Consider the following 24675-nt stretch of genomic DNA (forward strand, 5'->3'; position numbering starts at 1 on the left):
GCCCCGCCCATGCCGCCCGCGCCGCCGCCCGGCAGCCGCCCCGGCGGCTACGGCTACCCGCAGCCCGCAGCCGGCCAGCGGCCCCCGGCCGCACCCCCGGCCGCGACCGGCGGACGCACCCGCCACTGGATCGAGATCAACGGCACCCGCCATCAGATCTCCCGCCCGACGCTGGTGCTGGGCCGCAGCACCGAAGCCGACGTGCGGATCGACGACCCCGGCGTCTCCCGCCGGCACTGCGAGATCCGGACCGGAACGCCCTCGACGATCCAGGATCTCGGATCCACCAACGGCATCGTGGTGGACGGGCAGCACACCACCCGCGCTACGCTCCGCGACGGCTCGCGGATCGTCGTGGGCAGCACCACCGTTATCTATAGGCAAGCCGAAGGGTGATCCGGGGGCAATGTCAGAACTGACCCTCACGGTCATGCGGCTGGGTTTCCTGGCCGTTCTGTGGCTGTTCGTGATCGTGGCCGTGCAGGTCATCCGCAGCGACCTGTTCGGTACGCGAGTCACCCAGCGCGGGTCGCGCCGGGAGGCCGCCCGTCCGCAGCAGACCGCGCGCCAGGCGCCGCCGCAGCAGCGCCAGCAGTCCGGCGGCGGCCGCCAGCGCCGCAACGCCCCCACCAAGCTGGTCGTGACCGAGGGCACGCTCACCGGCACCACCGTCGCGCTGCAGGGCCAGACCATCACCCTGGGCCGTGCCCACGACTCGACGATCGTGCTGGACGACGACTACGCCTCCAGCCGCCATGCCCGGATCTACCCGGACCGCGACGGCCAGTGGATCGTCGAGGACCTGGGCTCCACCAACGGCACGTACCTGGACCGGAACCGGCTGACGACCCCCACACCGATCCCGCTGGGCGCGCCGATCCGCATCGGCAAGACCGTCATCGAGCTGCGGAAGTAGTACGACAATGAGCGAGCGGAGCGAGCACGCAGCGGCGGTCCGAACCCAGGGCCCCGGCGCGCTCCCGACCGGAGGGTGGGCACCGTGCGGATGTACCCGGAGCCGACGGGCGAGGTGCGCATGAGTCTGTCACTGCGCTTCGCCGCCGGATCGCACAAAGGCATGATCCGGGAAGGCAACGAGGACTCCGGTTACGCCGGCCCACGCCTGCTCGCCATCGCCGACGGCATGGGCGGCCAGGCGGCCGGCGAAGTCGCCTCCTCCGAGGTGATCTCCACCATCGTCGCCCTCGACGACGACGTGCCCGGCTCCGACATCCTCACCTCCCTCGGCACGGCCGTACAGCGCGCCAACGACCAGCTGCGCCAGATGGTCGAGGACGACCCCAGCCTGGAGGGCATGGGGACCACACTGACCGCGCTGCTGTGGACCGGCCAGCGACTCGGCCTGGTCCACGTCGGCGACTCCCGCGCCTACCTGCTGCGCGACGGCGTGCTGACGCAGATCACACAGGACCACACCTGGGTGCAGCGCCTGGTCGACGAGGGCCGCATCACCGAGGAGGAGGCGGGCACCCACCCGCAGCGCTCCCTGCTGATGCGCGCCCTCGGCAGCGGCGACCACGTCGAACCCGACCTGTCCATCCGCGAGGTCCGGGCCGGCGACCGCTACCTCATCTGCTCCGACGGACTGAGCGGCGTCGTCTCCCACCAGACGCTGGAGGACACCCTCGCCAGCTACCAGGGCCCCCAGGAGACCGTGCAGGAGCTGATCCAGCTCGCGCTGCGCGGCGGCGGCCCCGACAACATCACCGTCATCGTCGCCGACGTCCTCGACCTGGACACCGGCGACACCCTCGCCGGACAGCTGTCCGACACTCCGGTCGTGGTCGGCGCCGTCGCCGAGAACCAGCACCAGCTGCACGACAACGGCATCATGCAGACCCCGGCCGGCCGCGCCGCAGGCCTCGGCCGTCACGTGCCCGGACAGGGCGGCGGGGGAGGCGAGTTCGGCCCGCCCGGCAGCGGCGACACCACCGGCTACATCCCCGCGGCCGGCTTCGGCTACGACGACGACGACTTCGTCAAACCCCGCAGGAAGGGCAGGTGGCTGAAGAGATCCCTCTACAGCGCCCTCGCCCTCGCCGTCATCGGCGGCGGCCTGTACGGCGGCTGGCGCTGGACACAGACCCAGTACTACGTCGGCACCAACGACGAGCACGTCGCGCTGTACCGGGGCATCAGCCAGGACCTGGCCTGGGTGTCGCTGTCGAAGGTGGAGAAAGACCACCCCGAGATCGAACTCAAGTACCTGCCCCCGTACCAGCAGAAGCTGGTCGAGGCGACCATCGCCGAGGGCGACCTGAAGAACGCCCAGGCGAAAATCGAAGAGCTGTCGGTGCAGGCCTCCGCGTGCAAGAAGGAGGCGCAGCGGCGCGCCGCAGAGAGCGAGAAGAACTCCGAGACGGGCCAGGGCGAGGCCGGAGGCACCACGGGAACCACCCGCACCTCCCTCACGTCCAAGGCCACGCCGTCGCCGAACCCCTCCGGTTCGACGCAGGCGACCCCGTCCCCGACCCCGACCGCACCCACTCCCAGCCCCGGCCCCAGCCTCTCGGAGGAGGAGCAGAAGGTCGTCTCGCTGTGCGGTAAGCAGTAGGCAAGCCGTGAGAGGCCCTGTCACACGATGAGCAGTACTACGAACTCGCCGACGCACCACACGTCCACCATCGGCGCGATCGGCGCGCCGAGCCGGCGCAACACCGAGCTCGCGCTGCTGGTGTTCGCCGTCGTCATCCCGGTCTTCGCCTACGCCAACGTGGGCCTGGCCATCAACGACGAGGTGCCCTCCGGCCTGCTGAGCTACGGCCTGGGCCTCGGCCTGCTGGCCGGCGTCGGCCATCTCGTCGTACGGAAGTTCGCCCCGTACGCGGACCCGCTGATGCTGCCGGTGGCCACCCTGCTCAACGGCCTGGGGCTGGTCGCCATCTGGCGACTGGACCAGTCCCCGCTGCTGCAGCAGATCGAACAAGCCGGCACGGCCGCACCCCGCCAGCTGCTGTACACGGCGATGGGCATCGCCCTGTTCATCGTCGTGCTGATCTTCCTCAAGGACCACCGCGTCCTGCAGCGCTACACCTACATCTCCATGGTCGGCGCGCTGTTCCTGCTGCTGCTGCCCCTCGTACCCGGCCTCGGCAAGAACATCTACGGCGCGAAGATCTGGATCTCGGTCGCCGGGTTCTCCATCCAGCCCGGTGAGTTCGCGAAGATCGTGCTCGCGATCTTCTTCGCCGGCTACCTGATGGTGAAGCGCGACGCCCTGGCACTGGCCAGCCGCCGCTTCATGGGCCTGTACCTGCCGCGCGGCCGCGACCTCGGCCCGATCCTCGTCGTCTGGGCGATCTCCATCCTGATCCTCGTCTTCGAGACCGACCTCGGTACGTCGCTGCTGTTCTTCGGCATGTTCGTGATCATGCTGTACGTCGCCACCGAACGGACCAGCTGGATCGTCTTCGGTCTGCTGATGTCCGCCGTCGGCGCCGTCGGCGTGGCCAGCTTCGAACCGCACATCCAGCAGCGCGTCGACGCCTGGCTCAACCCCATGCGCGAGTACACGCTCTCCCGCGCCGGCCAGGTCGGCCACTCCGAACAGGCCATGCAGGCACTGTGGGCCTTCGGCTCCGGCGGCACCCTCGGCACCGGATGGGGCCAGGGCCACTCCGACCTGATCCGCTTCGCCGCCAACTCCGACTTCATCCTCGCCACCTTCGGCGAGGAACTCGGCCTGGCCGGCATCATGGCGCTGCTGCTGCTGTACGCCCTGATCGTGGAACGCGGCGTACGCACCGCCCTCGCCGCCCGCGACCCGTTCGGCAAGCTGCTCGCCATCGGCCTGTCCGGCGCCTTCGCCCTCCAGGTCTTCGTCGTCGCCGGCGGCGTCATGGGCCTGATCCCGCTGACCGGTATGACGATGCCGTTCCTGGCCTACGGCGGTTCCTCGGTCATCGCCAACTGGGCCCTCATCGGCATCCTGCTGCGCATCAGCGACACCGCCCGCCGGCCGGCCCCCGCCCCCGCCGGCAACCCCGACGCCGAGATGACCCAGGTGGTCCGACCGTGAACAAACCCCTGCGCCGGATCGCGATCTTCTGCGGCCTCCTCGTCCTCACCCTGCTCATCCGCGACAACTGGCTCCAGTACGTCAAGGCCGACAGCCTGAAGACGGACGACAACAACCGCCGCGTCGCCATCGAGCGGTACGCCACCCCGCGCGGCGACATCATCGTCGACGGCAGCGCCATCACCGGCCACACCACGACCTCCGGCGACTTCAAGTACAAGCGCACCTACAAGAACGGCGCCATGTGGGCGCCCGTCACCGGCTTCGTCTCGCAGGCCTACGGTGCGAACCAGCTGGAGTCCATCGAGGACGGCATCCTCACCGGCAACGACGACCGGCTCTTCTTCCGCAACACGCTCGACATGATCACGGGCCAGAAGAAGGAGGGCGGCAACGTCGTCACCACCCTCAACGCCGACGCGCAGAAGGCCGCGTACGACGGCCTGAAGGCGCGCGGCAAGGGTGCCGTGGTCGCCCTGGAGCCGTCCACCGGCAAGATCCTGGCGCTGGCCTCCTACCCGTCGTACGACCCCTCGACGATCGCGGGCGGCAGCGACTCGGACGCGAAGGCCTGGAAGAACCTGCAGAAGAAGAACAACCCCAACGACCCGATGCTGAACCGGGCGCTGCGCGAGGTGTACCCGCCCGGCTCCACCTTCAAGGTGGTCACGGCGGCCGCCGCCCTGGAGAACGGCCTGTACAAGTCCGCGGACACCAAGACCAACTCGCCGCTGCCGTGGATCATGCCGGGCACCACCACCCCGCTGAAGAACGAGGGCAACATCCCCTGCAAGAACGCCACCCTGCGGGAGGCACTGCGGGTGTCCTGCAACTCCGTCTTCGGCAAGATCGGCGCCGACCTCGGCAACGACGAGATGCTGGCCGAAGCCAAGAAGTTCGGCTTCACCGAGGAACAGTTCACCCCGGTCCGCTCCAGCGCCTCGGTCTTCTCCGACGACATGAACGCCTCGCAGACCGCGCTGTCGTCCATCGGCCAGTACAACACCGCCGCCACCCCGCTGCAGATGGCCATGGTCGCCTCGGCCGTCGCCAACGACGGCAAGCTGATGAAGCCGTACATGGTCGACGAACTGCAGGCCCCGAACCTCGACCCCATCGAGAAGACCGACCCGCAGGAACTGAGCCGGCCGCTGTCCTCGGAGAACGCCCAGATCCTGCAGTCGATGATGGAGACGGTCGTCAAGGAGGGCACGGGCACGAACGCACAGATCCCCGGCGTCACCGTGGGCGGCAAGACCGGTACCGCCCAGCACGGCGAGAACAACAGCAAGAACCCGTACGCGTGGTTCATCTCATACGCCAAGCTCAGCGACGGCAGCTCGCCCGTCGCCGTGGCCGTGGTCGTCGAGGACGAGAACGCCGTCCGTGACGACATCTCGGGCGGCGGCCTCGCGGCCCCCATCGCGAAGAAAGTGATGGAGGCAGTCATCAACAGCAAGAAGTGACAACAGCGAGAAGTGACACCGCTCACGTCTGCTTCACATCGATGCACGTTGCGATACCGGTCCTGTATCAGGTGACGGGCTTCGCCAGGTCACACAAAACGAGCCGGGTACGGTAGGCCCGGACGGCAGCCTCCGACCGTACAAGTGTGTGCCGGTCGGGACAGACGGAGAGGGCTGGTAGGTAGCTATGGAAGAGCCGCGTCGCCTCGGCGGCCGGTACGAGCTGGGCCAGGTGCTCGGCCGTGGTGGCATGGCCGAGGTCTACCTCGCGCATGACACCCGCCTCGGCCGCACCGTGGCGGTGAAGACACTGCGCGCCGACCTCGCGCGCGACCCTTCCTTCCAGGCCCGGTTCCGCCGGGAGGCCCAGTCGGCCGCCTCGCTCAACCATCCCGCGATCGTCGCGGTCTACGACACGGGCGAGGACTACATCGACGGGGTCTCGATCCCGTACATCGTCATGGAGTACGTCGACGGCTCCACGCTCCGTGAGCTCCTCCACTCCGGCCGCAAACTGCTGCCGGAGCGAGCCATGGAGATGACCATCGGCATCCTCCAGGGCCTGGAGTACGCCCACCGCAACGGCATCGTCCACCGCGACATCAAGCCGGCCAACGTCATGCTGACGCGCAACGGCCAGGTCAAGGTGATGGACTTCGGCATCGCCCGCGCCATGGGCGACGCCGGCATGACGATGACGCAGACCGCCGCCGTCATCGGCACCGCCCAGTACCTCTCCCCGGAGCAGGCCAAGGGCGAGCAGGTCGACGCACGCTCCGACCTGTACTCGACCGGCTGCCTGCTGTACGAGCTCCTGACCGTCCGCCCGCCCTTCGTCGGTGACTCCCCGGTCGCGGTCGCCTACCAGCACGTGCGGGAGGAACCACAGCCGCCGAGCGTCTTCGACCCCGAGATCACGCCCGAGATGGACGCGATCGTGATGAAGGCGCTGGTCAAGGACCCCGACTACCGCTACCAGTCGGCCGACGAGATGCGCGCCGACATCGAGGCCTGCCTCGACGGCCAGCCCGTCGCCGCCACCGCCGCCATGGGCTCGGTGGGCTACGGCAACCACCCCGACGACCAGCCGACGACGGCCCTGCGCGCCACCTCCGGCGCGGGCGCCACGACGATGCTGCCGCCGATGAACCCGGACGACGGCGGCTACGGCTACGACGACCGGCCCGACCGCCGGCGCCAGCAGAAGAAGTCGAACACCTCCACGATCCTGCTGGTCGTGGCGGGCATCCTGGTCCTCGTCGGCGCGATCCTGATCGGCAGGTGGGCGTTCAGCGGGAACGGGGGTGTGGGGAACGACACGGTCACTGTTCCCAACCTCGTCGGCCAGAAGCTTGCGGACGGCAAGAAACTGCTGACCAACAGCGACCTGAAGGTCGGATCGGTCACGGAGAAGCCCTGCGAGTCCCAGAGCAAGGGCAACATCTGCGACCAGGACCCCGATTTCAAGACCGAGGTCAAGAAGAACTCCACGGTCAACCTGGTGGTCTCGGCGGGCGCGCCGAAGGTGACGGTGCCCAGCGTGATCGGCCTGAGCCTCGACGACGCCACGACCAAGCTGACGGCCGACGACTACCAGTTCAAGATCAAGACGGAGGAGCGGGAGTCCACGGACGAGGCGGGCACCGTCCTCGACCAGGACCCGATCAAGGGCAAGGAGGTGGAGAAGGGATCGACGATCACCCTCACCATCGCCAAGGCCGTGGAGAAGTCCACCGTGCCCGACGTCTCCGGCAAGTCCTGCGACGAGGCCAAGGCCCAGATGTCGGCCAACGAGCTGGTCGGCACCTGCGTCGACGTGGAGACGGACGACCCGAACCTCGTCGGCAAGGTCATCGGGACCAACCCGGCTGCCAACACCCAGGTCGACAAGAACTCGTCGGTGAACATCCAGATCGGCAAGGCACCCGAGAACCAGCAGACGCAGGTTCCGAACATCCAAGGCCAGAAGCTCAAGGACGCCAAGAAGCTGATCGAGGACGCGGGCCTTCAGGTCGGCAACATCGCCGGCTCCCAGAACGACGATGCCGTCGTCGTCAGCTCGAACCCGGGCCAGGGCAGCACCGTGGAGCGGGACTCACGCGTCGACCTGATCACGGTGGACCAGGGCGGCAACAACAACGGCGGCAACAACAACGGCGGAATCTTCGGCGGCCCGTTCGGCTGACGGGTCCTGCTGTCGGACGCCGACCCACAAGGGGCGTTTCCCGGGACAACCCGGGAAACGCCCCTTTGCGATCCGGCACATCCTCCGACTCACGTACGAAGGTCGACCGCACCCTCGGATCCCCCAGCTCGTTGTGCGGGTGGGGTGGGGTGTCGGAGCTCTGCCCCGGCCAGACGGCCACACCGTGAACGGAGGGGCAGAACATGATCAACGAATCGGCGCTGCTGGAGTCGAAGAGCCTGCGCAACAGCGTCCTGGACCGCACGGACGTGCTCGACAGGGTCAAAGTTCTGTCGCTGCTGCCGGACGGGATGCATGTGACGACGGCGATGGTGGCCTCCTATTTTCAGGTGGGCATCAAGGCCATCCGCTCCCTCGTACTCGACCACCGTACGGAGCTGGAGGCCAACGGCTACCGCGTCATGACAGGTACAGAACTGAGCTCCTTCAAGGAGCTCAGTGGGATCCAGTCGCGCACACGGTCCCTTGCGCTCTTCTCCCGCCGCGCCGTCCTCAACATCGCCATGCTCCTCCGGGACAGCGAAGTCGCACGTCAGGTGCGTGTCTACCTCCTGGACATGGAGTACGCGGCCCGTGCACAGCCTGTGGAAAACCCAGCCCCAACTGATCTCGTCTCGCTCGACGACCGCATCGACCAGCGCATCACCCACATCCTCGGCAAGACGGTCGTGCCGATGTTCAACACCCTGATCGCCACCGCCGGGGAACACCGCCGCGAGCTCATCGAACTCCGCCAGGAGATCGAGACCGTCGAGCGCAAGCTGTGCTGGCACCACCGTCGGATCAGCACCCTGGAAGGAGACGCTCCGACCGACCAGGTCAGGGCGTCCATCGCGGCCATGACCTGGCAGGCGTTCGAACGTCACGTCGCCGAGCTACTGCGCCGGGACGGATGTACGAACGTCGTCGTGCGACAGGCCCACAGCGACCGGGGCATCGACATCACCGGGCGCACGGCCGACGGGCGCAGCGTGGCGGTCCAGTGCAAGAACCGAGCGGGTCGCCGGACCGTCCCCAGTGCCGACATGCAGAAATTCGCGGGCGCCGCCCGAGCCGTCGGCCCCGTCGACATCGCACTGTTCGTCGCCACCTGCAACTTCAGCAGCGCCGGAGTTCCGCTCAAGGCGCTGCGACAGACGTCACCGTAGTTCCGCCGGCGGCGTCCGCTCGCTGTCCACCTTCACCACCCGCTCCAGCTCGCCCCACACGACGTACCGGTACCGGCTCGTGTAGACAGGAGTGCAGGTCGTCAGGGTGATGTACTTGCCGGCCTTCTTCTTCCCGGATTCCTTCGGGATCGCCGACAGCACCTTCACGTTGAACTTCGAGGTCTCGGGAAGGACCGCGTACACCTTGTAGACGTACCACTTGTCCTTCGTCTCGAAGACGATCGGCTCACCCTTCTCGATCTTGTCGATGTTGTGGAACTTGGCGCCGTGCCCGTCCCGGTGGGCGGCCAGTGAGAAGTTGCCGTTCTTGCCGGACATCGGCAGCGTCGCCTTGACCGGATCGGTGTAGTAGCCGGCCACGCCGTCGTTGAGGATCTTCGTTGACGTGCCCTTCTCCACCAGTATCTCGTCCTTGCTCATCGCGGGGACGTGCAGGAAGCCGATGCCGTTCTTGGTGTCCAGCGCACCGGGCCCCGTCGACTCGTGGGACCAGCTGTCACGGACCTTGTCACCCTGCTTGTCCGCCGCGCGGTCCGCGACCACGTTCGTCCACCACAGGGAGTAGACGACGAACAGGCCGAGGACCAGGCCCCCGGTGATGAGGAGTTCACCGAAGACACTGACGGCCATGGCGATCCGGCCGGGACGGCGGCGTGCCCGCGGCGGGGACTCGGGCGCGTCCGTGTGCTCTTCGTAATCGGTGTCGTCGGTGGTCGCTGCCACGTTCATCTGCCCTTAACTGACGAGCGCATCCGGCTTGCCCTTGCTGCGCGGCCGTTCCTCGACCATCTTGCCCCAGACGATCAACCGGTACTTACTGGTGAACTCCGGCGTGCACGTCGTGAGGGTGATGTAGCGGCCGGGCTTCGTGAATCCGGACCCCGGCGGGACGGGGTTCAGCACGCTCGTGTTGTCCGGCGGTGTCACCGGCAGCATCGAGGCCATCTTGTAGACGAAGTACTTGTTCTGCGTCTCGACGACGATGGCATCGCCCGGCTTCAGCCGATTGATGTACCGGAACGGTTCACCGTGCGTGTTGCGGTGCCCCGCCAGCCCGAAGTTGCCGGTCTTCGCATCCGGCATCGCCGTCTTCAGCCGACCCTCGCCGTAATGCCCGACCATGCCGCGGTCCAGCACACCCTTGTTGCTGACGCCCTCGGCGATCGGCACCACCACATCCAGCTTCGGGATGTGCAGGATGGCAAAACCCTGCCCCGGCTCGAACACACCCGGGGCGCGCTTGCCGCTCGCCCAGTCGTCCTGCAGGCTGCTGGTCTCCCTGTCGGCCTGCGCGTGCGCCCGGACGTTCGTCCACCACAACTGGTACGAGACGAACAGCAGCATCAGCACGCCGGTCGTGATGAACACCTCGCCGATCACCCGGCTCGCGACGACGCCCGCACTCGGCTTGCGCGCCCGGGCCTGCCGCCGCGCCTCCACACGGGACAACGGCGCCCGGGGCTCCTGCGCGGGCGTCGGCTCCGGACGGGAGGTGCCGCCATGACGCCCGTGACGCCGCTTGGCGGCCTTTCTGCGGGCCGCGCGGCCGCCCGCCGCGGCCGATGCCGTGGATGCGGCGGAGGAAGCGCCAGACGGCGTCACAGACCCGTCGTCGCCCGTCCCCGCCGGCGGGTCGGGGATCCGCAGCGCCACCGTCTCCTCGTCGACGGGCGGCACATACGGCTCGTAGCCCTCGGCAGCGGCCTCCTGCCCGTACCACTCCCCGAGCGCCCCGGACCCCTCGTACGGCTGCTGCGCGGCGAAGGGCTCCCCCGTGACGTCCGAGAAGGACTCCCCGTACACCTCTCCGTAGGCGGCGCCGGACTCGCGCTCGGGGCGCAGCGCGGTCACGCCGTGGCCCTGCCCACCACCGGGGCCAGCCCCGCCGACCTCGCCACCGCCCCCTGGTCGCCGCACTCCACCAGCCAGTTGGCCAGCATCCGGTGCCCGTGCTCGGTCAGCACCGACTCCGGGTGGAACTGCACGCCCTCCACGGGGAGTTCACGGTGACGCAGGCCCATGATGATGCCGTCGTGCGTCCGGGCCGTGACCTCCAGATCGGACGGCACGGTGCCCGGCTCGGCGGCCAGCGAGTGATAGCGCGTCGCCGTGAACGGCGAGGGCAGCCCGGCGAAAACGCCCCTGCCCTCGTGCTCGACCAGCGAGGTCTTGCCATGCAGCAGCTCCGGCGCACGGTCCACCACACCGCCGTACGCCACCTGCATCGACTGCATCCCGAGGCACACACCGAAGACGGGCACCCCGGTCGAGGCACAGTGCCGCACCATGTCGACGCAGACACCCGCCTCCTCCGGCGTACCGGGGCCCGGCGACAGCAGCACACCGTCGAAACCGTCCTGGGCGTGCCCCGTCGACACCTCGTCGTTGCGCAGCACCTCGCACTCGGCGCCCAGCTGATACAGGTACTGCACCAGGTTGAAGACGAAGCTGTCGTAGTTGTCGACGACGAGAATCCGCGCACTCACTGGTTGTCCACCGTCACATCGTTGAAGGGAAGCAGCGGTTCGGCCCACGGGAAGACGTACTGGAAGAGGATGTAGACCACGGCCAGGACCAGGACGAGTGAGATCAGCGCCTTCACCCACACGTTGCCCGGCAGATGCCGCCAGATCCAGCCGTACATGCCGTCCCTTCCGGTCCCATTCGTCGTACCACGGCACCAGACTCACGCCGTACGTCACCAGACTAACGGCGCAGAGCCTCCGGTTTCCCGGCCTCCACAGGCTGCGTGGAGTCCAGGTGCGCCCAGACGATCAGCCGGTGACTGTGCCCCCATTCCGGATCGCACGTGGTCAGCGTCAGATAGCGGCCAGGACGCGTGTACCCCGACTTACGTGGGACAGGATCAATCACCTCGATGTCCGTCGGAACGGTTTTGTAGGGCCCTTTGTCGATCCGATACGTGAACCACGTCACCCCGTCGCTGAGCACCACCGCGTCACCGCGGCGCAGTTCCGGGAAGTCCTTGAACGGATCGCCGTACGTCCGCCGGTGCCCGGCGACCGCGAAGTTGCCCTTCTGGCCCAGCTGGGCGGTCCTCGCGTAGTGGCCGAGACCCTTCTTCAGGGTGCCGGTGCCGGTGCCCTCCAGCACGGGCTTGTTCCACGTGAAACCAAGCCGCGGGATGTACATGATCGCGAACGGCCTGCCGCTCTTGTACGGCGCCGGGCTTGCGGGATCGGCGGTCGGGCCTGGGGCCCCCCGCGCCCACTGGTCCCGCAGGACGTCGATCTGCTGGTCCATGGCGTCGTCCGCCCGTACGCCGGTCCAGAACAGCACGTAGACCACGAACAGGACGATGACGCTGCCGACGGTGATGCACAGTTCGCTGACGGCCCTGACCACGACACGCACCGGCAGCTCCTGAAAGGGCTATGGGCTCACTCCACGGGCTGTGCGTAGTGCAGATCCACTGTGCCCGAGTAGCCGGGCAGAGTCACCGTGCCGTCGTCCTCGACTTTCCAGCCGAGTCCGTAGACGTTGACGTACACCATGTAGTTCTGGATCGCCGGGGACGCGGCGAGCGCCTTCTTCAGCTTCTCCGGGTCACCGACCGCCGTGATCTTGTACGGCGGTGAGTAGACACGCCCCTGAAGGATCAGTGTGTTGCCCACACAGCGCACCGCGCTGGTGGAGATCAGCCGCTGGTCCATGACCTTGATGCCCTTGGCCCCGCCCTGCCACAGCGCGTTCACCACGGCCTGCAGGTCCTGCTGGTGGATCACCAGGTAGTCGGGCTGCGGCTCCGGATAGCCGGGGAGCTTGGCGGTGGCGTCCGGCGGGGCGTCGTTGAGGGTGACCGTGACGGCCTCGCCCCTCAGTTTCTGCGTGCCCGCGTTCCTCTCCAGCGCCGCGAGCTTGTCGTCCTCCGCCTTGGTACTGCCGTCGTCACGCTCGGCGAGGGACTCGATGTCGTCGCGCAGGGCCCCGTTGGACTCGTCCAGCTCGCCGTTCTTGCGGCTGCGCTCATGGATGAGGTCGGAGAGCTTGAGCAGCGACGTGTCCGTGCGGATATTGGTGCCCTTGGCCGTGTTGAAGCTGGTGAAGAAGAGGAGCCCCGCGAGAGCGAAGACACCCGCCGTGAGCACCCGCACGGCCCGGAAACGGCGTCCACGGGCGGGGCTGGCTCCCGTCCCGGGGGAGTCGGCAGAATTGCTCAACGTACCCTTATCTCCTTCGGCGCCACGGAAGCACTACGCTAACGGACGCCCGGGGGAGCGCTCAGAGTCCCCGTCAGACGTCCTTGGGCGCCGCCCGAGCCCGACCCAGTTACCTGCGCGGCCACGCAGCGCATCGACAGGAGAGACCCTCGTGCCGAAGTCACGTATCCGCAAGAAGGCCGACTACACGCCGCCGCCGTCGAAGCAGACGACCGCGATCAAGCTGGACAGCCGGGCTTGGGTCGCGCCCGTCATGCTGGCGATGTTCCTGATCGGTCTGGCCTGGATCGTCGTCTTCTACGTCACCGACGGTTCGCTGCCCATCGACAAGCTGGACAACTGGAATATCGTGGTGGGATTCGGCTTTATCGCCGCGGGATTCGGCGTCTCCACGCAGTGGAAGTAGCGGCCGCTTTCCGGTGAACACAGCTCTGCCCAGGGCTATCCGGTGAGTTATCCACAGCCGCTGTCCACACGCTGGGGAAAGAAAAGACGATCTGTGGATAACTCCCTGGGTGTTGACGCCGGTATGACCGAAGTACTACTCATCGAATGAGCGTTCGCCCCCTGCCTGACCTGCGCAAACATGGGTCGGTGACAGGGGGCACACTTGTTCCCGCACCCTGTGCACAAGATCCGCCACAGGCTGTGGACAACGCGGGCGCTCAGGTGAGCTGGGCCGTCCTCAACAGGGTCAAGGCGACGACCACGGCGAGGACCAGCGCACAGGTCCCGTACTGGACGAGTGCGCGCCGCCGGCGCGGGGCGTGGACCATGGCGTAGCCGGTGACGACGCCGGCGACCAGGCCGCCGATGTGGGCCTGCCAGGAGATGTTGAAGCCGGGGCTGAAGGTGAAGATCAGGTTGATCACCAGAAGCGCGATGATCGGCCGCATGTCGTAGTTGAGCCGGCGCATGAGGACGGCGGTGGCACCGAACAGGCCGAAGATGGCGCCGGAGGCGCCGAGCGTGGCCGTGGTCGGGGAGGCCAGCAGATACGCCAGGGCACTGCCTGCCAGGCCCGAGACGAAGTAGACGGCGAGGTAGCGGGCGCGGCCGAGGGCTTCTTCGAGGGGGCCGCCGAGCCACCAGAGGCTCAGCATGTTGAACCCGATGTGCCAGATCTCGTTGTGCGTGAACATCGAGGTCACCAGGCGGTACCACTCGCCCTCCGCGACGCCTTCGGTGGGCGTGTACGGAGCCGGCGGCCACACGCCGAGGAGGAACAGGTCGTCCAGCAGGGACGGCCAGGCGTGCACGGCGATGAACACCGCGACGTTGATCCCGATGAGGATCTTGGTGAGGAGGCGGGGGTCGGCGGTGACGGTGCCGCCCGCGAGGGTGCGGGGCCGGGAGGCGTCGGGGGCGTGTCCGGTGCCGGAACCTCCCCGGACGCAGTCGGGGCACTGGAAGCCGACGGAGGCGCTGACCATGCACTCGGGGCAGATCGGGCGTTCGCAGCGGGTGCAGCGGATGCCGGTCTCGCGGTCCGCGTGGCGGTAGCAGACGGGCAGGCTCTGGGCGCCTCCCTGCGGGCTGCCCCCTGCTGCCTGGTCCATGAGGTCCCCCAAATCGTCGTGGGCAATGGGCCGCCCCGCTCATCCTTACGGACGAGCGGGGCGATAGGTTCCCTTGGATCCCGGTTGGTTCCGGTTCCCGGTGGGATCCCGTTTCCGGCCGGTTGCCGTTGTCAGCCCTCGCGGGTCTCGACGACGACCGTCTCGATGACGACGTCGTTGAGCGGGCGGTCGGTGCGCGGGTTGGTCTGGGTGGTGGCGATGGAGTCGACGACCTTCTGGCTGGCGCCGTCGATGACCTCACCGAAGATGGTGTGCTTGCGGTTCAGCCAGGTCGTCGGGGCGACCGTGACGAAGAACTGCGAGCCGTTGGTGCCCGGGCCGGCGTTGGCCATCGCCAGCAGGTAGGGCTTGTCGAAGGAGAGGTCCGGGTGGAACTCGTCCTCGAACTGGTAGCCGGGACCACCGGTGCCGTTGCCCAGCGGGTCACCGCCCTGAATCATGAATCCGCTGATCACCCGGTGGAAGACCGTGCCGTCGTAGAGCTTCGCCGTGGACTTCTCGCCCGTGGCGGGGTGCGTCCACTCACGCTCGCCCTTGGCGAGCTCGACAAAGTTCCGGACCGTCTTGGGGGCGTGGTTCGGCAGGAGCCGGACTTCGATGTCGCCGTGATTGGTCTTCAGGGTGGCGTAAAGCTGCTCAGCCACGATCTGCCTTCCGTTGTCTTCCTGTGACCCCCCGATCCTCGCACGGTCCGCGCCCCGCGTCGCCCGTCAGCCGTTTCCGGGACGGTGTTAAGGCGTATCGCTTGCGGAAATCCGGTTCAGCAGACCCGGTTCGGAAGCGCGGAGCGGCGATCCGTGGCATTGTCGACGACAAGCTGCTGTTGCCCGCATTGATCCTCTATTGATCCGTTATTGGGCTTGATCGTCTCTTGAACCGTTCTTCTTCCGATCTTGATCGGGATGGTCCGGAGCCGGCGTCCATGACCCGGATGCCCGCCCTCGCATGCCTGGCCGTGCGTCGCCAGGCATGATCCGTAAAAGGGTGGAAAGTCGAATTACCGTACGCCACCGAGGAGGAGGAACCCGTGACCCGCATCGACAGCGTGCGCGCCGCGACCGGTTCGGCGAAGGACAGCGTGCTGCACGCCGCGGAAGTGGTGGCGCCCTACGCCGACACGGCCAAGGACAGGGCCGCGCACTACGCACACGAGGCGCGCGTACGGCTGGCGCCCAAGGTGTCGCAGGCCGCTGGACAGGCCCGCGTGCAGTACGGCGCCCATGTCGCGCCACGTCTGGAGCAGGCCCGTACACAGGCCATGGCGCATGTGCCACCGAAGCTCGACTATGCCGCACATGAGGCTGCGCTCCGTACGCGCCAGGCCGCCCGGCAGGCGGCTCAGTACTCCCGGCCGAGGATCGAGCAGGCGGTGGCCGCGGCCGGGCCCGTCAAGAGCGAGGCTGCTTCGCGTGGGGTGGCCGCGCTGGCCGCACTGCGCGGTCAGGTCACGGCCGCGGAGGTCCAGAAACTGGTCCGCAAGCACGAGCGGCGGGCCAGGGCCGGACGTGTCGCGAAGACCCTGGCCGTGGTGGGTGCCGTGACGGGCGGTGCTTTCGCCGCCTGGAAGTGGTGGGACAAGCAGGCCAACCCGGACTGGCTGGTGGAACCGCCGGCGGCGACCGAGGTCCCCGAGTCGGGTCGGCTGACCTCGGTGGACGGCAGCGGGCAGCTGGATCCCGAGGTCCAGGCGAAGCAGGCCGAGGACGAGGCCGGCGGCCGCGACGAGGGTCGCTGATCCACTGACGTTCGGGCGGCCCGAACTGCGCCGCGGGGCGGGAGACTTGAGGGTCTCCCGCCCCGCGGCGATGTTTCACGTGGAACATGCACGGTCGGGCCCGTCGTGAGCGGCCCCCTCACTGGGGGTGACCACAGCACGACAACGCCCTCCGACCTGCGTCTGCGCAGGTCGGAGGGCGTTCGTTGTGGAGCCTAGGGGAGTCGAACCCCTGACATCTGCCATGCAAAGACAGCGCTCTACCAACTGAGCTAAGGCCCCTGAAGACAAGCGCCCGGCCGGAAGAACCACGTCCCGGCGGGTGCCGCAGACCAGAGTACCGGGTCTCCCCCGGGATCTCGCAAAAAGATTGGGGGTCCCCGTGACCAACCACTCTCCGTAAGATGCTCGGACGTGGTTCGCTACAGCGAACCGCGGTATCTGGGGAAGCGATGGGGAGACGCAATGGACGCCGCACAGCAGGAAGCCACCGCAAGAGCGCGGGAGCTGCAGCGGAACTGGTACGGGGAGCCGTTGGGGGCGCTCTTCCGTAGGCTTATCGACGATCTTGGTCTCAACCAGGCTCGTCTGGCGGGGGTACTGGGACTGTCCGCGCCGATGCTGTCGCAGCTGATGAGCGGGCAGCGGGCGAAGATCGGCAATCCCGCGGTGGTCCAGCGGGTGCAGCTGCTGCAGGACCTGGCGGGGCAGGTCGCGGACGGCAGCGTGAGCGCGGCCGAGGCCACCGAGCGCATGGAAGAGATCAAGAAGTCGCAGGGGGGCTCGGTGCTCAACAACACCACGACCACGACGAGCAGTTCCGGAGCGCCCACGGTCAAGCGGGTGGTCCGCGAGATCCAGTCGCTGCTGCGCTCGGTGGCGGCCGCCGGCGACATCATCGACGCGGCGGACACCCTCGCCCCGACCCACCCGGAACTGGCAGAGTTCCTCCGGGTCTACGGCGCCGGCCGCACCTCCGACGCCGTCACGCACTACCAGTCCCACCAGAGCTGATCCGCGGCCCGGCCGCCGAAGGGGGTTCGGCGGCCGGGCCCGGACCGGTGAATGACGCGAGGGGGTCGTGTCACTCACCGGGCGCGAGGGGGAGTCGTATCGCTCATCGAGGGGGAAGCAAGGGGGGGACGAGGGGGAAGCCACAGGGGGAGGAGCGACGCACAACCATGGGTGAGGTCTTCGCCGGCCGCTACGAACTGGTCGACCCGATCGGACGCGGAGGGGTCGGCGCCGTCTGGCGTGCCTGGGACCACCGCCGTCGGCGCTATGTCGCCGCCAAGGTGCTGCAGCAGAGCGACGCGCACTCGCTGCTGCGCTTCGTCCGTGAACAGGCGCTGCGGATCGATCACCCTCATGTGCTCGCGCCGGCCAGCTGGGCCGCCGACGACGACAAGGTCCTGTTCACCATGGACCTGGTCGCCGGTGGTTCGCTGGTCCATCTGGTCGGTGACTACGGCCCTTTGCCGCCGGTCTTCGTCTGCACCCTGCTCGACCAGCTCCTGGCCGGGCTGGCCGCGGTGCACGCGGAAGGCGTCGTGCACCGCGACATCAAGCCCGCCAACGTGCTGCTGGAGGCCACGGGAACCAGTCGGCCGCGGCTGCGTCTGTCCGACTTCGGTATCGCGATGCGGCTGGGCGAGCCGCGCCTGACGGAGACCAACCTCGTGGTGGGGACGCCCGGTTATCTCGCGCCCGAGCAGATGATGGGTGCGGAACCCGACTTCCCCGCGGACCTGTTCGCCGTGGGCCTGGTCGCGCTGTATCTGCTGGAGGGCGCCAAGCCGGACACCAAGGCGCTCATCCAGTACTTCGCCGAACACGGCACTCCGGGGGCGCCCAAGGGGATTCCCGAGCCCCTGTGGCAGGTGGTGGCGACGTTGCTGCAGCCTGACCCGGCGGCGAGGTTCCGCACGGCCACCGGGGCGCGTAAGGCGCTCGCCGCGGCGGCCGAGCTCCTGCCGGAGCCCGGACCCGACGACGAGCTGATCGAGATCTTCGACCAAGTGGGCCCGCTCCCGCCGGGGTTCGGCCCCGACGGGCCGCTCAAGCCGGCCCCGGGGGTGGGCGCGGGGCCCGGGGTGGGGGCGGGTGGCTCCCGGACGGGGAGCAGTGGGGCGACCCCCCGGGTGGACCAGGGGAGCGTGCCGCCCTCGTCCGGTGAGGGGGACGCGGAGAACAGGCCGTCCCGCTCGGGTGCCGGAGGGACCGCCTCGTCGCAGGGCACGGGCTCCGCACCGTCGGGTGCGGGCGCAGGCGTCGTACCGGCCGACCCCCGGCAGGGCGCCGGTCCGATGGCGGGCCCGGACGCCACACCGTCCAGACCCGTACCCGCGCCTCTCCGGCCCTCCGCTCCGCCGGAGCCCTCCACACCCTCCTCACCGGCTTCCATGTCGGACACCGGCAGCTTCCATCTGCCGCCGCCGCAGGCCGACGTCACCGGCTCTCCTGCGCCCGCCCCACCGGCGCCCCAGGGTCAGCGTCAGGCAGCCGTCTCCCCTCACGACCCCACCCATGTGCTGTCCGCTCCCCAGCCGCCCGCACGGCACCCCTACCCTGCGCAAACCCTGACACCGGAGCCGTATCGACCCACAGACGCCTCTACCGCCTCTTACACCGCTGAGGTCCCACAGGTTCCACCGCCCGCCCGGGCAGTGTCACGACACCGGGCGACGCGGCCCCGCCGCCCCGGTCCCCCGGCGAAGGTGACGATCCCGCTCCTGCTCCTCGCTCTGGCCTGCTACGCGGTCGGCTTCTGGGCGCTGAGCCGCATCTGAGCGCACGCCCCGGCCGCTCGACCGGCATCGATCGGCCGTCGGCGCCCGAGCCCTACAGGCCCGCGCCCCTCCGCCGGGCCATCACCGTCCACAGGCCGAGCCCCAGCAGCAGCGCGCTGCCGGTGCCGATCCCGCCCACGGCGACCGCCTTCATCGCGAGGCCGCCGCCCGCGGTGCCGCCCTCCGCCGCCGCCTCCCGGTCCGCTTCCGTGACCTCGAAGACGCCGCGCGGCACGGACTCCCCCGCGTACCCGGGGCCGTCCTGAGCCGCCCCGCTAACCCGTACGCGCAGTGTCAGCCCGAACGGGCCGTCGCCGAAGCCGTCGGCGACCTCCTCCGCGAGATGCACCACGAGGTAGTACCTGCCGGCGAACCGCAGCGCGCCGACCTGTTCGGTCGGGGCAAAGCGGTTGGCGTACTCGACCGGCGGCGCGGGAGCGAGGCTGACGGACTGCTGGCTGCCGTCGTAGCCGGCGCTGACGTCCTGCGCCTGTCCGCGCACGGGGTTGTACAGCGCCAGGTCCAGGGCGCCGGCCGCGTAGCCGGAGCCGTCGTTCGAGCTGCTCAGTTCTGCGGTGGCGTAGAGCTGCTGGCCCCAGTCGACCGGCACCTGGTAGAAGAGCGTCCGGCCGGGCTCGATGTCGTCGCGCCAGACCCCTTGGCCGACGGGGGTGGCCTGGGCGAAGCTCGCGCCGCCCCGACGGCGTACGGGGTCGCCCGTGAGGGGTTCCGGCGAGGCGGAGTTCCAGGCTTCGGGCGCGCTCGTGGTGCCGGTGTTGTCCAGGCGCGGCTCGGACACGTCGGTGAGCTCCAGGTCCCAGGCCTCCGGCGGGGAGTTGTCCGGATCGACGCGTTCGACGGCCACGTAGTACGTGCCGGCGTCCTGGCACAGGGCTTTGGCGGGGGAGATCTCACGCCAGCCCCAGGCCGCGATCGGATGTGGACTGCGGGCGGCACCGAAGGTCGCGGTGTCGTTCGAGCAGGACTGGCCGTGGTCGTCCTGCACGGACACCCTGAGGCCGTCGACGGCGGAGAGGGTGCTGCCGGGGCGGGGGACGGCGGTGACGGAGACGTACGCGTTGGTGGCGGTGTCGAGTTCGAGGCGGTAGTAGACCTTGCCGCTCCTCGGCAGGGAGCTCCGGTAGGTCGCGCCGGGTTCCAGCCCGACGGCGTCCCCGGTGTTACTGGCCGCCTCGATCCGGCGGGCGCCCTCGGCGAAGGCGTAGCCGCCCGGTGTCCCGGCCGCGAGTGCGGCCTGTCCCGGCAGGAGGGCCGTGGTGCACAGTACGGCGGTCACCACACCGAGCCGTACGGGCACCGGTACACGGGGACGACCGCGCCACACGTTCGCGCACCACCACGCCGTACGCAGCCCCATCACGCACCCCTCGCCGTAGCCCGGACCGCAGAACCGTGGCCCATCCTGCCCTGCCTGCGGACCCGGCATCCCCGCAATCCGGGCGAGCGTCCGAAACGCCCGACTCGGAGACGGCGGACACTATGGGACAGCTTCCGGCAACAGAGCGGGACAGCTTCCGGCAACACAAAACCCCGACCGCGATGACGGCCGGGGTCTGCTTCAGAACCGGATGTCGGTACTCACGAACCCGTGGGCACGGAGTCAGTCGCCTCCGTCCACAGATCCTGCTCGGCGCGATCCGCCTGGATCTGGCGGTACACGAGGAGCCCGCCGATGGCGGCCAGTGCGACCAGGAGAAGCTTCTTCACCGCGCGACCTCGTCTTTCCTTGACGTAGGGGACCTCTGGCGCCCGACTATACACACCGATCGATATCGATCGGTGACCTGCGTCGGCCTCCAACTCCAGGCCGCCGCACAGCGATAGAAGCGGATGTCACCGCTGCGATCGGAGGGTGATCACACCCCCACAGCCGGTGACTTAGCCCACCTTTCTCCCGATTCTTCATATTTTGCCCTGCCTGGCACCCATACGAGTGGTGTCCACCTGAAGATCGACGCGCCACGGGCGTCGGTCCACCACTTCGCGGCCCCCATACACATCATGAGGAAAGTACGCAAATCGCCCAACCCGAAAGTGAGGGGTCATGGCCCGGAACAAGGTCATGCATCTGTGGACCGCCATCGTCACCGCCTTCCTCGCGCTGTGCACGGCGCTCGGACTCGTCACCGCGACCACCGCCGCGGCCGTACCGCAGACCGAGACGGCGCGCAACACCAGCGCCCCACGCATGGCAGCCCCGGCGATGTCTCCCTTGTCCAGGTCCCGCGCCACGGCCCTGCCCCCCACGATGAAACAGCGCATCAGGGCCGAGGCCCACGGCAAGTCCCCCAACTGCCGTCACCACGTCTCGGTGAGAGCGGCCGACGCCGCCTTCTGCCCGCCGCCCACGACGGAGCTCACGTCACTGCGGAGCTGACAGCCCCGCAGCCTCGCGACCGTCTGTCTTACGTCACCTGTCATCAGCGATCTGCGTACAGCACCCCGACAAAGGCCCGGCCGCTCGAAGGAGCCGCCGGGCCTTCGCGTCATTCCTCCGCTGGACGGCGTCGCGCTGGGCGAGTGGGTGCACGCCGGTGACGTGCGCGGGGCCTTCGGGGTGCTGGCGGCGTACGCGGGCGACGGGCTGCCGGACGCGCTCGCGCTGCTCGCCTGGGTCACCCGGAGCCGGGGGTATGTGCCGCTGCCCGTACGTCAGCGCCGCCCACGCGGCACGTGAACCCGTCCCCGAGCCGCACAACATCCTCGAAACGCAGAAGGGGCGCCTCCCACCTGGGGAGACGCCCACTCTCGCGATCTTTGTCTGTGGGGCTAACAGGATTTGAACCTGTGGCCTCATCCTTATCAGGTCGATGAAGGGGACCTTTCGACGACGGCCAACCCGCCCTGTGCCCCGACTGGCTGTCCGCTGAGGTTCGGCGTCGGTCGCCGCAGTTCGCACTTGTTGGTGTCAGACGCTGGTGTCAGGAAAAGAGGGCCATCTTGACAAGTCGCACTCAGCGTACTAAAGCCAGCGTTCCGCTGCCTCGACACTATCCCCGCCACTGGTGTTGAAGGCGATGGCGGCCTGAGGTGCATGGCGGTGGACCAGATTCACGATCTGTTCGAAGAGGGGGAGCAACTGCTCGGTCTTGCGGATCCCGCCTCCGACGACAACCACGTCCCACGGACGTTCGGCCAACGACGAGACGATTGTGGACTCGGCCGACTCGTCAAACACGACCAACGTCATGGCTGCTTCGATGCCACGCTCACCGAACCGGCTCAGCTCCTTGTCGAGAGCCGCGCGAAGGGCCTCCGCGTCGACGCCTGGTATTGCCTGAGGGTCGTAACCAACAACAAGTACGGAAGACATGCGGCCAACCTACTAACGTCTGCCTCCGCATGATCCACCAGACAGGCTCTGGCTGCCATCGTGGCTGGAAGAGAGGCTGAATCCTTCTCCTGCCTGCACCTCTCGCTCCTTCTCAACCCACACCATCCCCAGCTCCCATCCCGTCCGCCGTCGACCCACACACCGTGGAGCGGGCGTGGTTCATGGCGTCCAGGTGGAGCGCGCCACTGTACGAACGACCTGGACGCCATGGGCCGCGTCTGCTCGGCTTCGCCTGGGTCGACGGTGGACGGGATGGGAGCTCCCCGCGCACGCCACTACGGACCCGCGGGCGGGAACGGCGCCCCCTCCATCCCGGTGCCGGCCGATCCCCCGCCGGAGGCATTGCCTTGACCGTGGCCCGCTATGCGGTGATCGACTCATGGCCATCGGCCCTATCCACCAGTGGGCGCGCGTCGGCGCAGCGCGGGCGGAGCGGGCCGGAGGCAGGAGCGGCGCCCGCAGCGGAGCCGGGAGCGCGCCCGGCGGAGCGGAGCGCAGCCGGGGCTTGATGAGGTAGAGAAACCTGTAACAGCTCTCATGCCCCATGGCCTGCTCAGGATCACGAGAAGCCTCCGACCTGGGGCTTTAGCGGTGTCCCAAGTTGGCATATGCGTCTTGTCCGCGACGGCTTGTCTCACGTGAGACGCGACGGCAGCATGGAGACATGTCCACCCGCCGAAATCGACAACGGTCCAAGGCCGTGCAGCGACCGCCCCGTACTGTCCAAGCCCCTGCATCAGACGCCTCCGCGGCTACGCCTGAAGACGCTCGGGCCAAGGCCGTACGGCAGCTCGTAGACCCGGGCAAAGAGCGTGTACGCCTCGCAGCCGAGTTGGAGCGGCTGGACGCCCATCTCCGCCCCTTGGTCCTCGAAGCCATCAGGGCTGGCGTCCCCACCCGCCGCGTCGCCGAACTCACTGGGATCTCCCGTGCGACCGTGGCCCGTTGGGGCAAGAACGCGGAGCAGTGAAAGTTAGGCCGCACCCGTCGGCACCGGGCGCGATCAGCGAGGCGCCTGAGGGAGCCCACTACACCGTGAGTCTGCGGCTCTCCTACGACCCTGCCGACTGCGCCTGTGGAGGCTCAGGCTGGCTGGACGGCGGCTTCTACGTCTGGGAGGGAGACGTTCACCTGGCGGCCGACGAGCGGTGTCCGCTCCACGCCACCTGACGCGGCCCTGGCGGTTGGTGTCAACCGTTGGTGTCAAAAGACCCCCGGACCGATGATCCGGGGGTCTTTTGGCTGGTGGGGCTAACAGGATTTGAACCTGTGGCCTCATCCTTATCAGGGATGCGCTCTAACCAACTGAGCTATAGCCCCGCCGCGCTTTGCGGTGTGTGTCCCGCGCGCTGACTCCTGAAGATTAGCGCACGACGTGGGCAGTCCCAAAATCCGTTGTTCGTGGACCGTCACTCGTCCTCGGCGAGCGTCAGCTCCACACCGCCCACGAAGCCCGCCGACAGGTTGTAGATGAACGCGCCGAGCGTCGCGAGAGCCGTCGCCAGGACGACGTCGATGACCGCGATGACCGTCGTGAACAGCAGGACGTTGGGCAGCGACAGGAAGGCCTGCAGGTCGAAGCCGTTCGACTCGTTGGAGCCGGTCGCCTCGGAGATCGTGCCGCCGACCGTCGAGAAGACGCCCATGGCGTCCATGACCATCCACAGCACGGCGGCCGCGACGATCGTGCAGATGCCCAGGGCGATGGAGAGCAGGAAGCTGACCTTCATCACCGACCACGGGTCGGCCTTGGCCACGCGCAGGCGTGCCTTGCGGACCCGGGGTGTGGTGCGCGCCCCCGTGCGCGGGCGCCGCACGGCACCGCCTTGGCCGGCGTCGTTCTGGTACGCCTGCGGCGGGTGGTAGGGCCCGGCGGGCTGCTGTGCCTGCCGCTCCCCGGGCAGCGGAGAGGCCGCCGGCTGGTCCGGAGCCGGCGGCTGCGGCTGGGCACCGGAAGCGGCCGGGCCCGCCCCAGCCTGGTGCTGCTGGGTCTGCGGGCCTCGGGTGTCCGTCACAGTTCCCCCCTGGGATCCATGAGTCTCATACGAGGATGAGGACGAGTTCGCGGCCGAGTCCGTTGCCTGCGTGGCGGAGCCACGGCCGCCGCCGTCCGACTCCGTACCGGTTGAGGTACCGGACGATCCGGCGCCCGTGGCTCCGCTCACGCTGACTCACT

At 68.6% G+C, this 24675-nt stretch carries 26 protein-coding genes, 2 tRNA genes and 1 pseudogene; 15 read left to right on the forward strand and 14 right to left on the reverse strand.

The annotated features are described in order from the left end of the window. The 7 genes from NW895_RS30260 to NW895_RS30290 form a co-directional block, all read left to right on the forward strand. On the forward strand, positions 1 to 396 hold a 396-nt coding region (locus NW895_RS30260), incomplete at its 5' end, for an FHA domain-containing protein (protein ID WP_289939564.1). A 10-nt stretch (positions 397 to 406) separates the two neighbouring features. After that, on the forward strand, positions 407 to 916 hold the full coding sequence (locus NW895_RS30265) for an FHA domain-containing protein (RefSeq protein WP_289939565.1): 510 nt from the start codon (positions 407 to 409) through the stop codon (positions 914 to 916). Between the two features lie 120 nt (positions 917 to 1036). Further along, positions 1037 to 2575, forward strand: coding sequence for a Stp1/IreP family PP2C-type Ser/Thr phosphatase (locus NW895_RS30270; RefSeq protein ID WP_289939566.1), 1539 nt, complete (start codon positions 1037 to 1039; stop codon positions 2573 to 2575). A gap of 27 nt (positions 2576 to 2602) precedes the next feature. After that, a complete protein-coding gene (locus NW895_RS30275; protein WP_289939567.1) occupies positions 2603 to 4039 on the forward strand; it encodes an FtsW/RodA/SpoVE family cell cycle protein in 1437 nt (478 codons plus the stop codon). Continuing rightward, the gene (locus tag NW895_RS30280) at positions 4036 to 5505 is read left to right on the forward strand and encodes a penicillin-binding protein 2 (protein WP_289939569.1); all 1470 of its coding nucleotides are present in this window, start codon (positions 4036 to 4038) and stop codon (positions 5503 to 5505) included. The genes NW895_RS30275 and NW895_RS30280 overlap by 4 nt, the downstream gene beginning before the upstream one ends. 187 nt (positions 5506 to 5692) lie before the next feature. Then, entirely contained in the window at positions 5693 to 7690 is a 1998-nt protein-coding gene (gene pknB, locus NW895_RS30285; protein WP_289939571.1) for a Stk1 family PASTA domain-containing Ser/Thr kinase, read from the forward strand. Between the two features lie 203 nt (positions 7691 to 7893). Further along, positions 7894 to 8859: a restriction endonuclease gene (locus tag NW895_RS30290; RefSeq protein WP_289939573.1), complete on the forward strand. Its 966-nt coding sequence runs from the start codon at positions 7894 to 7896 to the stop codon at positions 8857 to 8859. Here NW895_RS30290 and NW895_RS30295 read toward each other — a convergent pair. The 6 genes and pseudogenes from NW895_RS30295 to NW895_RS30320 form a co-directional block, all read right to left on the reverse strand. After that, positions 8851 to 9603 (reverse strand): class E sortase, encoded by a 753-nt coding sequence (locus NW895_RS30295; protein ID WP_289939575.1) that lies wholly within the window; start codon positions 9601 to 9603, stop codon positions 8851 to 8853. The genes NW895_RS30290 and NW895_RS30295 overlap by 9 nt on opposite strands. A gap of 12 nt (positions 9604 to 9615) precedes the next feature. Next, the gene (locus NW895_RS30300; protein ID WP_289939576.1) at positions 9616 to 10731 is read right to left on the reverse strand and encodes a class E sortase; all 1116 of its coding nucleotides are present in this window, start codon (positions 10729 to 10731) and stop codon (positions 9616 to 9618) included. Continuing rightward, positions 10728 to 11366: an aminodeoxychorismate/anthranilate synthase component II gene (locus NW895_RS30305; RefSeq protein ID WP_289939577.1), complete on the reverse strand. Its 639-nt coding sequence runs from the start codon at positions 11364 to 11366 to the stop codon at positions 10728 to 10730. The genes NW895_RS30300 and NW895_RS30305 overlap by 4 nt, the downstream gene beginning before the upstream one ends. Next, a pseudogene (locus NW895_RS30310) lies at positions 11363 to 11582 on the reverse strand (hypothetical protein). Before NW895_RS30310 ends, NW895_RS30305 begins: the two are co-directional and overlap by 4 nt. 4 nt (positions 11583 to 11586) lie before the next feature. Continuing rightward, positions 11587 to 12255 (reverse strand): class E sortase, encoded by a 669-nt coding sequence (locus NW895_RS30315; RefSeq protein WP_289939578.1) that lies wholly within the window; start codon positions 12253 to 12255, stop codon positions 11587 to 11589. A 26-nt stretch (positions 12256 to 12281) separates the two neighbouring features. Then, the gene (locus tag NW895_RS30320; protein WP_289939579.1) at positions 12282 to 13061 is read right to left on the reverse strand and encodes a DUF881 domain-containing protein; all 780 of its coding nucleotides are present in this window, start codon (positions 13059 to 13061) and stop codon (positions 12282 to 12284) included. Between the two features lie 151 nt (positions 13062 to 13212). On the opposite strand from NW895_RS30320, the gene crgA reads away from it, so the two are divergent. Further along, on the forward strand, positions 13213 to 13467 hold the full coding sequence (gene crgA, locus NW895_RS30325; RefSeq protein WP_289939581.1) for a cell division protein CrgA: 255 nt from the start codon (positions 13213 to 13215) through the stop codon (positions 13465 to 13467). 259 nt (positions 13468 to 13726) lie between these two features. Here crgA and NW895_RS30330 read toward each other — a convergent pair whose 3' ends face one another. Both NW895_RS30330 and NW895_RS30335 read right to left on the reverse strand, forming a co-directional pair. After that, a complete protein-coding gene (locus NW895_RS30330) occupies positions 13727 to 14620 on the reverse strand; it encodes a rhomboid family intramembrane serine protease (protein WP_289939583.1) in 894 nt (297 codons plus the stop codon). Between the two features lie 131 nt (positions 14621 to 14751). Beyond that, positions 14752 to 15285, reverse strand: coding sequence for a peptidylprolyl isomerase (locus tag NW895_RS30335; protein WP_289939584.1), 534 nt, complete (start codon positions 15283 to 15285; stop codon positions 14752 to 14754). Positions 15286 to 15668: 383 nt separating this feature from the next. Here NW895_RS30335 and NW895_RS30340 point away from each other — a divergent pair, with 383 nt between their 5' ends. Further along, positions 15669 to 16376, forward strand: coding sequence for a DUF5324 family protein (locus NW895_RS30340; RefSeq protein WP_289939585.1), 708 nt, complete (start codon positions 15669 to 15671; stop codon positions 16374 to 16376). A 188-nt stretch (positions 16377 to 16564) separates the two neighbouring features. Here the strand turns inward: NW895_RS30340 and NW895_RS30345 are convergent. Continuing rightward, positions 16565 to 16637: transfer RNA gene (locus NW895_RS30345), tRNA-Ala, on the reverse strand. Between the two features lie 183 nt (positions 16638 to 16820). Here NW895_RS30345 and NW895_RS30350 point away from each other — a divergent pair. Both NW895_RS30350 and NW895_RS30355 read left to right on the forward strand, forming a co-directional pair. Continuing rightward, positions 16821 to 17369: a DNA-binding protein gene (locus NW895_RS30350; protein ID WP_289939586.1), complete on the forward strand. Its 549-nt coding sequence runs from the start codon at positions 16821 to 16823 to the stop codon at positions 17367 to 17369. Positions 17370 to 17536: 167 nt separating this feature from the next. Next, a complete protein-coding gene (locus NW895_RS30355) occupies positions 17537 to 19144 on the forward strand; it encodes a serine/threonine-protein kinase (protein ID WP_289939588.1) in 1608 nt (535 codons plus the stop codon). 52 nt (positions 19145 to 19196) lie between these two features. On the opposite strand, the gene NW895_RS30360 is transcribed toward NW895_RS30355, so the two are convergent. Together NW895_RS30360 and NW895_RS30365 are read right to left on the reverse strand one after the other, a co-directional pair. Continuing rightward, positions 19197 to 20522 (reverse strand): hypothetical protein, encoded by a 1326-nt coding sequence (locus tag NW895_RS30360; protein WP_289939589.1) that lies wholly within the window; start codon positions 20520 to 20522, stop codon positions 19197 to 19199. A gap of 221 nt (positions 20523 to 20743) precedes the next feature. Further along, positions 20744 to 20872: a DLW-39 family protein gene (locus tag NW895_RS30365; protein WP_003999697.1), complete on the reverse strand. Its 129-nt coding sequence runs from the start codon at positions 20870 to 20872 to the stop codon at positions 20744 to 20746. A gap of 337 nt (positions 20873 to 21209) precedes the next feature. Here NW895_RS30365 and NW895_RS30370 point away from each other — a divergent pair, with 337 nt between their 5' ends. Continuing rightward, positions 21210 to 21542 (forward strand): DUF6344 domain-containing protein, encoded by a 333-nt coding sequence (locus NW895_RS30370; RefSeq protein WP_289939591.1) that lies wholly within the window; start codon positions 21210 to 21212, stop codon positions 21540 to 21542. Positions 21543 to 21689: 147 nt separating this feature from the next. Then, positions 21690 to 21842: a hypothetical protein gene (locus NW895_RS30375; RefSeq protein WP_289939593.1), complete on the forward strand. Its 153-nt coding sequence runs from the start codon at positions 21690 to 21692 to the stop codon at positions 21840 to 21842. A 285-nt stretch (positions 21843 to 22127) separates the two neighbouring features. Here NW895_RS30375 and NW895_RS30380 read toward each other — a convergent pair whose 3' ends face one another. Continuing rightward, the gene (locus tag NW895_RS30380; protein ID WP_289939594.1) at positions 22128 to 22478 is read right to left on the reverse strand and encodes a hypothetical protein; all 351 of its coding nucleotides are present in this window, start codon (positions 22476 to 22478) and stop codon (positions 22128 to 22130) included. A gap of 685 nt (positions 22479 to 23163) precedes the next feature. Between NW895_RS30380 and NW895_RS41300 the strand changes: the two genes are divergently transcribed. Continuing rightward, positions 23164 to 23469 (forward strand): helix-turn-helix domain-containing protein, encoded by a 306-nt coding sequence (locus NW895_RS41300; RefSeq protein ID WP_354670128.1) that lies wholly within the window; start codon positions 23164 to 23166, stop codon positions 23467 to 23469. Between the two features lie 65 nt (positions 23470 to 23534). Then, complete coding sequence (locus tag NW895_RS30385; protein WP_289939595.1) at positions 23535 to 23669, forward strand: hypothetical protein; 135 nt, start codon at positions 23535 to 23537, stop codon at positions 23667 to 23669. Between the two features lie 73 nt (positions 23670 to 23742). On the opposite strand, the gene NW895_RS30390 is transcribed toward NW895_RS30385, so the two are convergent. Continuing rightward, positions 23743 to 23819 (reverse strand) — tRNA-Ile (locus NW895_RS30390). An 89-nt stretch (positions 23820 to 23908) separates the two neighbouring features. After that, positions 23909 to 24664, reverse strand: a complete 756-nt coding sequence (locus NW895_RS30395) for a DUF3566 domain-containing protein (protein ID WP_289939596.1) — start codon at positions 24662 to 24664, stop codon at positions 23909 to 23911. Positions 24665 to 24675 lie beyond the last annotated feature (11 nt).

The sequence above is a fragment of the Streptomyces sp. S.PNR 29 genome, from assembly GCF_030386795.1.
GTDB lineage: Bacteria > Actinomycetota > Actinomycetes > Streptomycetales > Streptomycetaceae > Streptomyces.